The sequence below is a fragment of the Sediminibacterium sp. genome, assembly GCF_019264485.1.
Lineage (GTDB): Bacteria > Bacteroidota > Bacteroidia > Chitinophagales > Chitinophagaceae > Sediminibacterium.
Genome location: NZ_JAHVAA010000011.1, coordinates 25,528 through 39,076, shown reverse-complemented (window position 1 = coordinate 39,076; position 13,549 = coordinate 25,528). Strand labels below are relative to the sequence as shown.

Genomic DNA, 13,549 nt, shown 5'->3' with positions numbered 1-13,549 from the left:
TTTATCGCCTGCTCGCAATCAGCAGGTTCAGATCAGTAAACTTCAGGTCGAAACGCTGGCTGATATAAAAATCGGTGAGCGCTCCTTTAAACATATAGATCCCTTCGCGGAGGTTAAAATTGTGCCATACCATTTCTTCCAGTCCACCTTCATCACTGATAGATAACATCAAAGGCATGAGCACATTGCTGATGGCCTGACTGGCTGTTCTGGCAAAACCACTCGGAATATTGGGTACACAATAATGTATCACATCATGTTTTACAAAAGTGGGCTGCTGGTGGCTCGTGAGTTCACTGGTTTCAAAACAGCCACCACGGTCAATCGCCACGTCAATTATAATACTACCCGGACGCATAGCCGCCACCATTTCTTCTGTTACTACCACCGGTGCCCTTCCGTATTCATTACTCAAAGCCCCTACCGCTACTTCGCAGGTCTTTAATTGTTTGGATAAAATACGTGGCTCCAGCACACTGGTCCAGATACGCTGCCCCAGGTTATTCTGTAACTGTTTTAAGCGGTATACATTGTTATCGAACACTTTTACCGATGCACCCAGTGCCAGTGCATTACGTGTGGCAAATTCGCCCACAATACCGGCTCCTACAATCACTACTTTGGTAGGAGGAATACCACTGATGCCTCCCAGCAAAACACCTTTGCCCTTATTAAAACTACTCAGGTACTGACCCGCAATAAGCATTACCGCACTACCTGCTATTTCGCTCATGCTTCTTACAATGGGATAGGTACCACTTTCATCCTTGAAGTTCTCAAAGCTCAGTGCCGTGATTTTCTTCTCCATCATTTTCTCGATATACTCTTTGCGCAATGCCGATAAATGAATGGGAGAAACAATGGTCTGGTTCAGTTGCAGCAAAGGCATATCTTCTGCAACAGGAGGTGCGCTTTTTACCAGTATGGGGCATTTAAATATAGCTTCTCGCTCATACACGATAGAAGCACCCAGTTCTGCATAATCCCTGTCGGAATAATGACTCCCCTCTCCTGCATCGTGCTCTACTACTACCTGATGTCCGTTCGAAACCAGCACACCTACCGCATCGGGCGTTAGTGCAATCCTGTTTTCCTGGAAAGCAATTTCTTTTGGAATACCAATATGCAGTTTGGCCCCTTGTGGTTTTATATCCAGTGTTTCTTCAAGGGTTTCATAAGAAAACGAAGTGCTGATAGAAGGTTTACTGGTAGCCATTGGTATTGGTAAAACTTTAAAAAACTATAATTACAAAATATCCTTGCGCGAAACCCTCTGCGCAAACTTTGCGTTCTTCTTTCTCTGCGGTGAAATTTTGCGTATGTTTCACCGCAGAGAACAGGAGTATGCTGAGGTTTCGCAGAGACGTTTATGATAAAGTTAATGTATTCCGCTCAGAATCAGATGGCTTCTGCATCGGTGTACAAACGTCTTGTTGTAGTATCAAGCAGTTGCAGATAAACATGAAAAGTATCGTCGGGTAAAAGTCCGGCTGCTTTTTCAGGCCATTCAATAAAGCAATACTGACCACTCATCAGATGATCTTCTATTCCTGCCATGATGGCTTCTTCTTCATCTTTCAAACGGTACCAATCCATATGTAATAGCAGTCCCGCTTCCTTGCCCTGGTACTGGTTTACAATGGCAAATGTGGGACTACTGATGGCTTCCGTTACACCCAGGTATTCGCACAAAGCATGGATAAAAGTTGTTTTACCTGTTCCCATCTCCGCATGAAAAGCCCATACCTTATGTTTTTTCCCTTCGCTCCATAAAGACTTGGCCACCTGTGCTATTTGTGCCAGTCCGAAAATTGCATCCATACTGCAAATGTACGTTTTGGAGTGAGAAGTCAGGAAAGACCGAAAGTCAGAAAGACGGAAAGTCGGAAGCAGATGAGTAGAGATAGTGAAGATTACACTTCGATTCATCTATCTAAATCAAAAGTAATTAATCCTTTCGCTTCCAGTCTTTCGGTCTTTCCTGACTTTCGGACTTCCGGTCTTCCGGCCTTCCGGACTTCCAAACTCCACTCTTCTGCAACATCGCTGTAATAATATTCTTCTCAAATCGAAAGAGTCCACTTATGCGATTCGGTAAATTTGTGTGTTGAATGAATCATCCCCTAATAATTTGACTATGGAGAAAGTGAACTGGAAAGTGGAAGGAATGACCTGTACCAACTGTGCGCTTACAGTAGATAAATACCTGCAGTCGAAAGGCATGCAAAATGTGAAAGTGAATTTTATTGGTGGTGATGTAAGTTTTGATATGCCTGAAAATGCTGTCACAAAAGATATTGCAAAAGGCATCAATGGTTTGGGTTATCATGTAGCAAACCATGGACATGATGAGGATAAACGTCCCAAAAAATTCCTGTCAACACATTTACAACGTTTCTGGTTTTGTTTTGTTTTTACTGCACCATTAATGCTTCATATGATTCCGGGAGTGCATATTCATGTACTCATGAATCCATATGTACAACTGGGTTTAACGATTCCGGTTTTTATGGTAGGTATGGATTTCTTTGGGAGAAGCGCCATCAAAAGTTTATGGAAAGGCATTCCCAATATGAATGTGTTGATTGCATTAGGATCAGTAGCAGCATTTGGTTATAGTTTATATGGTACCCTTATTGGACGTGCTGAAGAATTTTTATTTTATGAAACAGCCGCCACCATCATTACGTTGGTGTTCCTCGGTAACTGGATGGAGGACCGTTCCGTTGAAACCACACAGGCGGCGCTGAAAAAACTGGCCACCACACAAAAATCAATGGCCAATATGATCGCTTACGACGATCAGCACCAGGAGCATGTATTTCCCGTTGAGAGTACCAGCCTGAAAGTAGGTGATCTCTTATTGATAAAAAGCGGTGAACAGGTTCCGATGGATTGTAAAATTCTTTGGGGAGAAGTACAGGTAAATGAAGCCATCATCTCAGGTGAAAGTGTACCGGTATTCAAACAAATGAAGGATCATTTGATTGGTGGAAGTATTATTGAAAGCGGCACGGTTAAAACCTATGTTACCGCTGTTGGTGAAGACACTGTTTTATCAAGCATCCTGAAAATGGTGCGTGATGCACAAACAGAAAAACCACCTGTTCAGCAACTGGCCGATAAAATCAGCGCCATATTTGTTCCTACAGTTGTGAGTATTGCATTCATCACCGTACTTGTCAATTATTTCTGGGCCGATCTTGGTTTCAGCACCAGCTTACTGAGGGGTATTGCAGTGTTGGTTATTTCCTGTCCCTGTGCCATGGGGCTTGCCACACCTGCGGCTATAGCTGTTGGGCTTGGTCGTGCAGCACGTAATGGTATACTGTTTAAAAATGCGAGAAGTCTTGAGCTATTTAAAAGTATCAGGCAGGTGGTGTTTGATAAAACGGGTACGCTCACAACAGGTCATTTTACTATTGTTGGTTTTTCTTTACAGTCGGCTGCCATAGAGCAGGAAGCATTTCAGCGTATAGCTTTTTCACTCGAAAAATATTCCAACCATCCTATTGCCAATGCCATTGCCAGGAGTTGGAAAATAAAAGATGAAATCCGCTGGGCCAGTATTGAAGAAGTAAAAGGATTGGGTATGAAAGCCACCGATAAAGAAGGCAATAATTATATAGCCGGTTCATTTAAAACAGCAACACAGTTTACTACTGATAACACGCATAATGTGTACATCATTCGCAACAATGAATTACTGGGCTGGATTGATGTAGCCGATGAAATAAGACCTGAATCGTATTCAGTAATCAGTGCTTTAAAAGCCAGGGGCATCCATACCATTTTATTGAGTGGTGACCAACAGGATAAATGTGAGAAAGCAGGAAAAGAACTGGGTTTCGATACCATCATTGCTGAACAGACACCCGAACAAAAGCTGGAGAAAATAGCTGCTTTTAATGCGGCAGTTCCAACCGCGATGGTGGGCGATGGTATCAACGATGCACCCGCACTGGCTAAAGCTACAGTAGGCATATCGCTCAGTGATGCTACACAGGTAGCCATGCAAAGTGCACAGGTGGTGTTGATGAATCATGGACTTAAAAACCTGCCGATGGCACTCGGACTGGGTAAACACACTTATATCACCATCAAGGAAAACCTGTTCTGGGCTTTTGCCTATAATATTGTGGCCATACCCATTGCAGCATTGGGATACCTGAATCCTACATTTGGTGCACTGGTAATGGGTTTGAGTGATGTGGTACTTGCCATCAATTCTATCAGGTTAAATTTTAAGAAAGTAGTATGAAGGAACCAGGAGGCAAGGGATCAAGTAATCAAGGTTTTTATTTACCATCCGAATTGATAAGTTACTGATGCTACAAATGATCGGGTTAATCCATCTGGTCTGGTTTCGCGAACTACAAAAGGGGTAGCCAGACTCAACTGCAATGACTGCCGTTGACTGATGCGATAACCGATCTGCAGGTTGGCATTGAGGGTAAGACCTGATGATCCTTTTATATTTTCTCTTTTTCCGAAAACATTTTCATAACTGTCCTCTCCCAAATGGTAAATAGCCAGAAGATTGGGGTTGAAATTCCATTTACTTGTTTTTGATTGCAGCGGATAACCCACCCGCCACAATACATCGGCTTTCCTGCGAAACAGGTTGGTGGTAGGAAATTCTCCGGGCAAAGGAGCCTGCTCCATAATAAAACTGTTTCGGTTTTGTTGTACTACAGGCAACTGGAAAGCTATATTCATATCCAGTTTACCTGCGGCAAATGCAGCTCCGGCTATCAGATCGTAAGTACCTAAACTGGTCTGGTAAACCATTGGCAGAGAAACATTACGGATCTTCAGGTTAGACTGATTGAAAGGCAGTTTAACACCTCCCAACAAGTGTACCGTTTTACCCGATGATGTTTTAATACCATAGCGAAGGGTTGAATAAAAATCGCCCAGGTTAAATACCGAACCATAATTACCATTTACATATGCGAGTACCAGCTTGTTATCCCATTGTAATTTTTTCGACAATTGTCTGGAATAACTCACCGATACAGTAGCCAGACTGGTATTCTCTTCTCCCTGCAGGTATGCCAGCTCTGTTTGAATACTATTTTTACTGGCTGCTGCCGGACGTAAAGGAATGGTACAAAAACCTGCATCACTGCAACCCTGTGCCGACAAATGATTATTGGCAACAACAACCAATAACAGGCCTAACAGAACAATATATTTCTTATTGAATACTTGCATAACTAAACAGGTGGTTATATTGTTGACAATGAATAAGTACAAACGGATACGCAGAAAGGTTGGTTCCTGCGGGAATATTGTAATACTGGGTGCCTGTATTTGACTGCAGGTTTCCCAGGTTCAGGTGATTACCCGGTGTGGCGGCCTGTGACAGGTATACTTTCAGATCGGGACCCGCACTTACCGAAAAACTGTCGAGTTGCACCTGCAACCCGGAAGCTTGCTGTATAATTTTAACCACTCCCATTACCTGTATGCCTGATGTAGGGTATAATACCCCTCGTTTTAATGCAGGTTGCACAGGTAAAGGAGCAGTAACGGGGGGATTATTATTTTGTAATGCTGTTTGTAAAGCATCGCTTTCTTTCGTACAGGCGCTTAGTCCGATGGCCGCACAAAAAAACCATATATAAGTTTTCATACCGGGCAATTTGGCGGATAGACGGGGAGATGAAGTGATACCTTACAAATACCGAAAAAAAATTTATTGAGATAAAGTATTTCAATCAGCCTAACTGTATTGAACACGCATCCATTTGCACACTAAAACGTACACTGGCTTTCATAGCTGTAAATATTCTTATAATTGTATCAATAGTGGCACTATTGGCATTACTTTCAAGTTTTGATATCTGTGCTTTTTGCACGCCTACCAATTCTCCTAACTGCTCTTGGGTAAGCTTACGTTGTTGCCTCACTTTTTTGATCATCTGGCTCACCAATTCCATGTTGAGTTCATATTCATACTGTTCCCTTTCTTTTGTACCTCTTTTACCGATATACTGATCTTTCATTTCGGCGAGAGTATATGTTTTAACAGCTTTTGTTGCCATAAAATTTAGTTTACATTTTGTTTTCAAAATATTGTTCCCTTAATCTCAATGCCCTATTGATTTCTCCTACAGGTACTTTATCTGTTTTCTTATTAAAACCATGTGTTGCAACCACAAGCGTTGAACTGCTATCTGTTTTGTCCCAAAATGCCAATAATCGTATCTGCAACCCACTATACAATGTCCTAAACTCCCAAATATCATTTTGCAACTTTTTAAACAACCTTGGGTCATTCGTTTGCTCAGATAAATCAATATTATAAAGCACTTTTTTTGCTGTCTTCAAATCAAGCGAAGACAAATATTGGTTTGCTTCCTCAAGGAAACGTGTTTCGAAATATCTCATGTATTTCAGGTTGTAAAATTAAATAATAGTTTCTATTTTTAGAAACTATTTTTAGTGCAACCCTCCTTTACCGTACAAGATAAATATGTTCGCTACGCACCAAGCGTAGGCTCAACCTATGACGGAGTGAAACTCATTTTTTTTATTTACAAATTGAAAAACTGCAACAAACAAAAAACCGCCCCCAAACTGGAAGCGGTTTTCATTGTATTTACTAACAATTTTCATTATTGGCATCTATTGTTGGTCGCCTGACCAACAATTAACTACAGCCCATACTGTTACCACAGTTCAAACACTTGTAACAGGTACCTGAACGAATGGTGATATGTCCGCAGGTATTACAGGCCGGCGCATCGCTTTGCATATTTTTAGCAGCAGCGTTTACAGCATCCAGTCCGCCAGATTCTGCTTTTATGGAAGCAGCAGCTCTTTGTAATTTCTGTGGTTGGGCAGCGGGTGTGGCGTTGGCAGATGGTGCGGTTATACGTACACTGCTTAACTCCGGTTTACCGAGTAAGGTAGCATCGCCATCATCTTCACCGGTGTTACCGATGGTGGGGCGATCCAGTACATGTACCAGGTCTGTTCTGCCTAAATATTCATAGGCTAATGCACGGAATACAAAGTCTACCAGTGAAGTAGTGGTTTTGATATTCGGATGATCCACCATTCCCGATGGTTCAAATTTGGTGAACACAAATTTCTCTACAAACTCTTCCAATGGCACGCCATATTGCAGACCAACTGAGATAGCAATAGCAAAACAGTTCATAAAACTGCGGAGGGTTGAACCTTCTTTGGCCAGATCGATAAAGATTTCACCTAATGTTCCGTCTGCATATTCACCCGTGCGTAAGAAAATCACCTGTCCGCCGATCTTCGCTTTCTGTGTAAAACCACGACGTTTGGCCGGTAATGATTTCTTCTCTACAATATGCGATAACTGACGTTTCAAAGTTGTGTCTATAGAAGCATTCATCCGCTTCTGAACTTCTTCGAGTAACTCATCCACAGTCAACTGACTCAGATCCACAATATTTGATGCAGTTTCGGCTACAGGAGTTTCCTCACTTGCGGCTTGCGACTTGTCGCTTGAATCTTCCTCTTTCTTCTTCTTATCAGACTTATTACTCAGTGGCTGGCTCAGTTTAGAACCATCGCGGTACAGTGCATTGGCTTTCAAACCTAACTGCCAGCTCAGTAAATAACAATCTGCAATCTCTTCCACAGATGCTTCATGAGGCAGGTTGATGGTTTTTGAGATGGCACCACTCAGGAAAGGCTGACAGGCCCCCATCATGCGGATATGTCCGTATGCGTGTATATAACGCTCTCCTTTCTTACCACATTTGTTGGCACAGTCGAATACAGTGAGGTGTTCTTCTTTCAGGTAAGGGGCACCTTCAATCGTCATGGTACCGCAGATATAATCATTGGCTGCATCAATCTGCTCTTCGGTAAAGCCTAATGCTTCGAGCAGGTTAAAGCTCCAGTCTGCATATTGTTCTTCTTTAAAACCTAAACGCTGCATACACTCATCACCCAAAGTAAAGCGGTTGAAGATGAAGCCTATTTCAAATGCTGATTTTGCAGCACCATTCAGTTTGGCGATCTCTTCAGCAGTAAATCCTTTTGCTGCCAGCGATTCGTTATTGATGAAAGGCGCATTTTCAAATGAAGCGGCACCTACTGCATATAATTCAATGGCTTTTGCTTCCTGTTCATTATAACCCAGGTTTTTCAATGCCTGTGGTACAGATTGGTTGATGATTTTGAAATAACCACCACCAGATAATTTTTTGAACTTCACCAATGCAAAATCGGGTTCCACACCGGTCGTATCGCAGTCCATTACCAGGCCAATGGTTCCGGTTGGTGCAATTACGGTTGTTTGTGCATTGCGGTAACCATGCTGCTCACCCAGTTGAACGGCATCATCCCAGGCTTTGGTAGCTGCTTTCAACAGGTAATCAGGACAATATTTCGCTTTAATACCCTGTGGTTTGATTTCGATGCCTACATAAGCATCTTCCGCATCATACGCGGCTGCGCGGTGGTTACGCATTACCCGTAACATATCTTCCTTATTTTCTTCGTACTTATCAAAAGCACCAAGGAAGGAAGCCATTTCAGCAGATGTTTTGTATGCTACACCGGTCATGATAGCCGAGATAGCTCCTGCAATACCACGTGCTTCTTCGCTATCGTAAGCAATACCGCTTACCATCAGCATAGAACCCAGGTTAGCAAAACCCAGACCCAGGGTACGGTAATCGTACGACAGCTGTGCCACTTCTTTTGAAGGGAACTGGGCCATCAATACAGACACTTCCAGTACGGTGGTCCACAGACGGGTAGTGTATTCAAAACCTTCTACATCAAAAATATTGGTATCGTCATCATGAAACTTACGCAGGTTGATAGATGCGAGGTTACATGCTGTATTATCGAGGAACATGTATTCCGAACAGGGGTTCGACGCATTGATGCGACCGCCTTTCGGACAGGTATGCCATTCGTTGATGGTGGTATCGTATTGGGTACCGGGATCGGCACAGCGCCATGCAGCATAAGAGATTTTCTCCCATACTTCACGCGCCGGGATTTTTTTCATGGTACGACCATCGGTACGGGCTTTCAGCTCCCAGTCGCCATTTTCTTCCAACACTTTGAAAAAGCTGTTAGGAATACGAACGGAGTTATTGGAGTTTTGTCCTGATACGGTTGCGTATGCTTCGCCTTCATAGCTGTTATCATAACCTGCGGCCACCAGTGCAGCCACTTTCTTTTCTTCCTCTACTTTCCAGTTGATGAATTCCATGATCTCGGGGTGATCGAGATCCAGACACACCATTTTCGCCGCACGACGGGTAGTTCCGCCGCTCTTGATGGCACCGGCCGCACGGTCACCAATTTTCAGGAAACTCATTAACCCGCTTGAAGTACCGCCACCACTCAGTTTTTCACCGCCGCCACGGATCTGGGAGAAATTGGTACCCACACCTGAACCATATTTGAAGATTCTAGCCTCACGGGTCCACAGATCCATGATACCGCCTTCATTCACCAGATCGTCGCTTACGCTCAGGATGAAGCAGGCATGTGGCTGGGGACGCTCATAAGCATTGCTTGATTTTTTCAGTTTACCGTCTTTGGCATCTACATAGTAGTGGCCCTGTGGTTTACCGGTGATACCGTATACTTCATGTAAACCGGTATTAAACCATTGTGGTGAATTGGGTACGCAGGCCTGGTTGAGGATGCTGTATACCAGCTCATCATAAAATACCTGTGCATCTTTTTCAGAAGCGAAATAACCATAACGCTCTCCCCATACACGCCAGCATTGGGCCATACGGTGTGCTACCTGCTTTACACTTGTTTCTCTTCCTACAGAACCATCGGGCTGCGGAACACCGGCCTTACGGAAATATTTCTGTGCGAGGATATCGGTGGCTATCTGGCTCCACTGTTTGGGAACCTCCACATTGTTCATCTCAAATACTTTCTCACCATTGGGGTTCTTGATCACAGAATCTCTGTAATCATATTCAAACTGATCATAGGGGCTTACGCCTTCTTTGGTAAAGCGGCGCCCGAATTGCAAGCCTTTTTTAGAGCGGGTAGTAGCCATAATGCGGTTCTGGTTTTAGCGGTTATTTAATGGGTCCGGCGGATTAACGAAATGTTAAGCGGTTGACGAAAATATCTTTCCAAACTGATAAACCAAGACCGTAAATATGCACAGCTTGTGAATAAAGAATGTGGATTATTTCACAGGCCAAATCAGGGTTGATTTTGCCGCAATATCCCCCGTTGTGGGAAAGATTTTTTGGGGCTACCGTTTGTTGAATGGGGAATTTTCCGTAAATCAATATGCCTTAAACTGACAAAAAAACAGGGTCTTTCAGGCTGCGAAACCGGCTCAACACATTATCTTTCAAATAAATGCGAAACAATCAGGCGTTTAGCATCTTAAACAAAAACTTTTCTGCATTTTTGCAGGAGCATCCATCCGATACTGAATGAAGCAGGTTTTATATCAACAATTGGCAGAAAGAAAGCGTTCCGGCAGGAAATCCTTTACGGTGCTGATCGACCCCGATAAGGTTGATGGCAACAGCATTGAACAACTGGTGGCGTTATCTCTTGAAGCTAAAGTGGACTATTTCTTTGTAGGTGGCAGTCTGGTTATTTCCAGCCACCTGGATGAATGTATACAGCAGATTAAAGCCGCCTGCGATATTCCCGTTATCCTTTTTCCGGGTTCTCCTTCACAGGTAAGCAAGTATGCGGATGCACTTTTATACCTATCCCTCATTTCGGGTCGTAATCCCGAATTACTCATTGGTCAGCACGTCATCAGTGCCCCTTTTGTAAAAAAGAGCGGTCTGGAGATTATGCCTACGGGTTATATGGTGATTGATGGCGGGGCTCCTACAACCGTTTCCTATATCTCCAACGCCACCCCTATTCCGGCCGATAAAAATGAAATTGCCATGTGTACTGCTATGGCAGGCGAAATGCTGGGGATGAAACTGATTTATATGGATGCCGGCAGTGGTGCCAAACGCCCTATCAACGAAACCATGATCGAAAAAGTAGCCCGTCATATTGAAGCCCCATTGATTATTGGCGGTGGTATTACCGATCCTGAAAAAGCATATCGCAACTGTAAAGCCGGTGCCGATGTAATTGTAGTGGGTAATGCTATTGAGAAAGATTCTTCACTCATCAAAGAAATGAGTGCGGCCATTCACAGCAGTGCCACGGTTCAGCAGAATGGCTAATCATATCCTGATCTTTTATTCAGTTTATACATTTTATCCGCATGGATGCTGCCTATTTTGAAGACCGTGTCTTTGAGTTCAAATCATCCGAACCCGAGCAGTTATCTCCCGGCACTTATGAAGGATGCCGCTTTCTTCATGGCAATTTCAGTAACACTGATTTATCTGATTTTCGTTTTTTGGAATGCGAGTTTCATCATTGCAACCTCGATCGTGTTGAATTGATCAACACCTCTTTCAGCGAAGTAAAATTTATGGACTGTAAGATGATGGGAATTAGTTTTGAACATTGTCACCGCGTAATGTTCATTCCTTACTTTGAAAACTGCTCACTCCATTTTTCCAATTTCTTCGAACGTAAAATGCCGGGTACTGTTTTTAAAGATTGTAACCTCACTGAAGTAGACTTTACAGAAGCCATTCTGAGCGAAGCTGTTTTTTCAGGTTGCGACTTTACCAATGCCCGTTTTGATCATACCACACTCAGTAAGGCTGATTTTCGTGGTGCATTTAATTTTTCCATCGACCCCGAAAACAATGACCTGAAAAAAGCAAAATTTTCGCTGGCTACGATTCAGGGATTGTTGAATAAATATGCATTAATCATTGAGGGATAAAATAAGGGGAAAGCAATTGCTTTCCCCTTTGAAAATTAACTATAAACTGTTTTAATACCCCTGATTCTGTTTCAGGTAACCTGGCAAATTTGCGGCACCATCAATAGCAGTCTGAGGAATAGGAAACAATCTTTTATTCCGGTCTGTATTATTCTTTTCTGTCCAGATGCCTTCATATTTTCCAAAACGTATCATATCTGTTCTTCTGTTCATCTCCCAATAGAATTCAAATCCACGTTCTCTGAATAAGATATCAAGACTTACCGCAGTTAATGGTGTTGGCTTCACTGCATAGGCTGTTCTAGACATTCTAACTGTATTTACATCTGCCAATGCCCCTGCGGCATCTCCTTTTCTTAATTTAGCTTCTGCCCTCATCAGGTAGATATCTGCAAATCGGATGATAGAAATATCTGCTTCACCAAAATTTCTTCCGCTTGCCGATTTTCTGCTGAATTCATATTTCTCTACACGATAACCGGTTGAATAACCGCTACCTGTTGTAGTGAAATCAATCATCTCTGTAAATACAACCGGAACGGTGGGTCTGTTTCTCGTATCATTGAATAATGGACCTACTTTAAAATTACCATTGGCACATTTTACAAAAGCACCGCTTTTGCGAATCAATCCATATTGCTGACCACGAAGAATTCCTCTGTCGATATGAAAATCTGTAACACAGGAATCGGCAGGGTTGGTGTTCATACCCACATTCGATTTAAAAAACCTGGGGTCTGCCAATGCAGGATCAAGGGTATTAGCATTTACCCATGTACGGTAAAATTCAGGAGTAATACCGGGTCCGTCGGTACCATTTGCAGCGGGAAACTGAGGTAATGGGAACTGGTCACCCGACAAAGAAAAATAAGCGAGGCGATTGTGTCCGTTTAAATCAGCACGTTGGTCTACTGCAAATACCAGTTCTTTATTCGTATGGTTATTATCACTGAAAATGGAAAAATAATCGGCCGATAATGCGTGTGTCCCTGAATTAATCACGAGATCGCAATATTTAATCACTTCATCCATATCTGCTGTTGGAAAAGTAAATGTTGGCGCATAAATATCCCGATAGGCAGCTGCATTTAAATGCAGTCTCGCCAATAAACCAAGTACGCCATTTTTGGTTATCCTTCCCGGGCCAGTGCTATTATCGAGTAATGGTTCCGTTTCAACCAGTTCCTTTTTCAGGTAATCAACAGCTTCAGCGCCTCTGATGATTTTAGATACTGCACCCGGATCATCTTTTACAAATACCAGTCCGAAAAGGTCAAGACTCATCCAGTTGTAAAATGCACGCATGGCTCTTGCTTCTGCCATATACAATTTCACGTTCGGATCGGTATTGTCTTTTAAAGAACTCAGGGCTGTAATGGCTCTTGACAAACCCTGCGAAATCAGGTTCCATGTTTCACGCACGTTAGGGTCGCTGGATGCTGTTTCATGACGATGTAAGGAAATATAAATACCATTATCGCCCCAGTCTGTGCCTCCGCGATAGGGCAGTATGGCTTCATCGGTCGATATTTCCTGCAGGGCAAAATAGGTAGTGTGTCTGAACAGATCCGGTAGTCTTGCATATACCGGTGCTATCAAACCATCTGCAATTTGTTTTTGTGTTTGCCCCGTAACTGAAGTTTCATCCAGTACTTTCTCTTCTAATTTACTGCATGCTGAAAAAAGCAGTACAAGCAGTGCCGGTAATATAATTTGAAATGAATATTTTTTCATAATACCTGA

Annotated in this window: 11 protein-coding genes; 3 read left to right on the top strand and 8 right to left on the bottom strand. The window is 42.9% G+C overall.

From position 1 onward, the window contains the following. Position 1: 1 nt before the first annotated feature. Complete coding sequence (locus KXJ59_RS06420) at positions 2-1,216, bottom strand: alanine dehydrogenase (RefSeq protein WP_295202272.1); 1,215 nt, start codon at positions 1,214-1,216, stop codon at positions 2-4. Between the two features lie 182 nt (positions 1,217-1,398). Continuing rightward, positions 1,399-1,821, bottom strand: a complete 423-nt coding sequence (tsaE, locus tag KXJ59_RS06415; protein ID WP_295202270.1) for a tRNA (adenosine(37)-N6)-threonylcarbamoyltransferase complex ATPase subunit type 1 TsaE — start codon at positions 1,819-1,821, stop codon at positions 1,399-1,401. A 316-nt stretch (positions 1,822-2,137) separates the two neighbouring features. Between tsaE and KXJ59_RS06410 the strand changes: the two genes are divergently transcribed. Continuing rightward, positions 2,138-4,261: a cation-translocating P-type ATPase gene (locus KXJ59_RS06410; protein ID WP_295202269.1), complete on the top strand. Its 2,124-nt coding sequence runs from the start codon at positions 2,138-2,140 to the stop codon at positions 4,259-4,261. A 41-nt stretch (positions 4,262-4,302) separates the two neighbouring features. On the opposite strand, the gene KXJ59_RS06405 is transcribed toward KXJ59_RS06410, so the two are convergent. From KXJ59_RS06405 to KXJ59_RS06385, 5 genes are all read right to left on the bottom strand, one after another. Further along, complete coding sequence (locus tag KXJ59_RS06405; RefSeq protein WP_295202267.1) at positions 4,303-5,217, bottom strand: hypothetical protein; 915 nt, start codon at positions 5,215-5,217, stop codon at positions 4,303-4,305. Further along, positions 5,201-5,638 carry a DM13 domain-containing protein gene (locus KXJ59_RS06400; RefSeq protein WP_295202266.1) on the bottom strand — a complete coding sequence of 146 codons (438 nt, stop codon included), beginning with the start codon at positions 5,636-5,638 and terminating at the stop codon, positions 5,201-5,203. The genes KXJ59_RS06405 and KXJ59_RS06400 overlap by 17 nt, the downstream gene beginning before the upstream one ends. A gap of 85 nt (positions 5,639-5,723) precedes the next feature. After that, on the bottom strand, positions 5,724-6,050 hold the full coding sequence (locus tag KXJ59_RS06395; RefSeq protein WP_295202264.1) for a helix-turn-helix transcriptional regulator: 327 nt from the start codon (positions 6,048-6,050) through the stop codon (positions 5,724-5,726). A 10-nt stretch (positions 6,051-6,060) separates the two neighbouring features. Then, positions 6,061-6,396 (bottom strand): type II toxin-antitoxin system RelE/ParE family toxin, encoded by a 336-nt coding sequence (locus KXJ59_RS06390; protein ID WP_295202263.1) that lies wholly within the window; start codon positions 6,394-6,396, stop codon positions 6,061-6,063. 262 nt (positions 6,397-6,658) lie between these two features. After that, positions 6,659-10,033 carry a vitamin B12-dependent ribonucleotide reductase gene (locus tag KXJ59_RS06385; RefSeq protein WP_295202261.1) on the bottom strand — a complete coding sequence of 1,125 codons (3,375 nt, stop codon included), beginning with the start codon at positions 10,031-10,033 and terminating at the stop codon, positions 6,659-6,661. 391 nt (positions 10,034-10,424) lie between these two features. Here KXJ59_RS06385 and KXJ59_RS06380 point away from each other — a divergent pair, with 391 nt between their 5' ends. Next, the gene (locus KXJ59_RS06380; protein WP_295202259.1) at positions 10,425-11,189 is read left to right on the top strand and encodes a geranylgeranylglyceryl/heptaprenylglyceryl phosphate synthase; all 765 of its coding nucleotides are present in this window, start codon (positions 10,425-10,427) and stop codon (positions 11,187-11,189) included. Positions 11,190-11,230: 41 nt separating this feature from the next. Beyond that, on the top strand, positions 11,231-11,806 hold the full coding sequence (locus KXJ59_RS06375) for a pentapeptide repeat-containing protein (protein WP_295202257.1): 576 nt from the start codon (positions 11,231-11,233) through the stop codon (positions 11,804-11,806). A 51-nt stretch (positions 11,807-11,857) separates the two neighbouring features. On the opposite strand, the gene KXJ59_RS06370 is transcribed toward KXJ59_RS06375, so the two are convergent. Continuing rightward, on the bottom strand, positions 11,858-13,540 hold the full coding sequence (locus KXJ59_RS06370) for a RagB/SusD family nutrient uptake outer membrane protein (RefSeq protein ID WP_295202255.1): 1,683 nt from the start codon (positions 13,538-13,540) through the stop codon (positions 11,858-11,860). Positions 13,541-13,549 lie beyond the last annotated feature (9 nt).

Bases quoted from the DNA above. Each gene is read 5' to 3' on its own strand.
- KXJ59_RS06400 (WP_295202266.1), bottom strand. From the start codon at position 5,638: ATGAAAACTTATATATGGTTTTTTTGTGCGGCCATCGGACTAAGCGCC.
- KXJ59_RS06410 (WP_295202269.1), top strand. From the start codon at position 2,138: ATGGAGAAAGTGAACTGGAAAGTGGAAGGAATGACCTGTACCAACTGT.
- KXJ59_RS06390 (WP_295202263.1), bottom strand. From the start codon at position 6,396: ATGAGATATTTCGAAACACGTTTCCTTGAGGAAGCAAACCAATATTTG.
- KXJ59_RS06405 (WP_295202267.1), bottom strand. From the start codon at position 5,217: ATGCAAGTATTCAATAAGAAATATATTGTTCTGTTAGGCCTGTTATTG.
- KXJ59_RS06395 (WP_295202264.1), bottom strand. From the start codon at position 6,050: ATGGCAACAAAAGCTGTTAAAACATATACTCTCGCCGAAATGAAAGAT.
- KXJ59_RS06380 (WP_295202259.1), top strand. From the start codon at position 10,425: ATGAAGCAGGTTTTATATCAACAATTGGCAGAAAGAAAGCGTTCCGGC.
- KXJ59_RS06420 (WP_295202272.1), bottom strand. From the start codon at position 1,216: ATGGCTACCAGTAAACCTTCTATCAGCACTTCGTTTTCTTATGAAACC.
- tsaE (WP_295202270.1), bottom strand. From the start codon at position 1,821: ATGGATGCAATTTTCGGACTGGCACAAATAGCACAGGTGGCCAAGTCT.
- KXJ59_RS06370 (WP_295202255.1), bottom strand. From the start codon at position 13,540: ATGAAAAAATATTCATTTCAAATTATATTACCGGCACTGCTTGTACTG.
- KXJ59_RS06375 (WP_295202257.1), top strand. From the start codon at position 11,231: ATGGATGCTGCCTATTTTGAAGACCGTGTCTTTGAGTTCAAATCATCC.
- KXJ59_RS06385 (WP_295202261.1), bottom strand. From the start codon at position 10,033: ATGGCTACTACCCGCTCTAAAAAAGGCTTGCAATTCGGGCGCCGCTTT.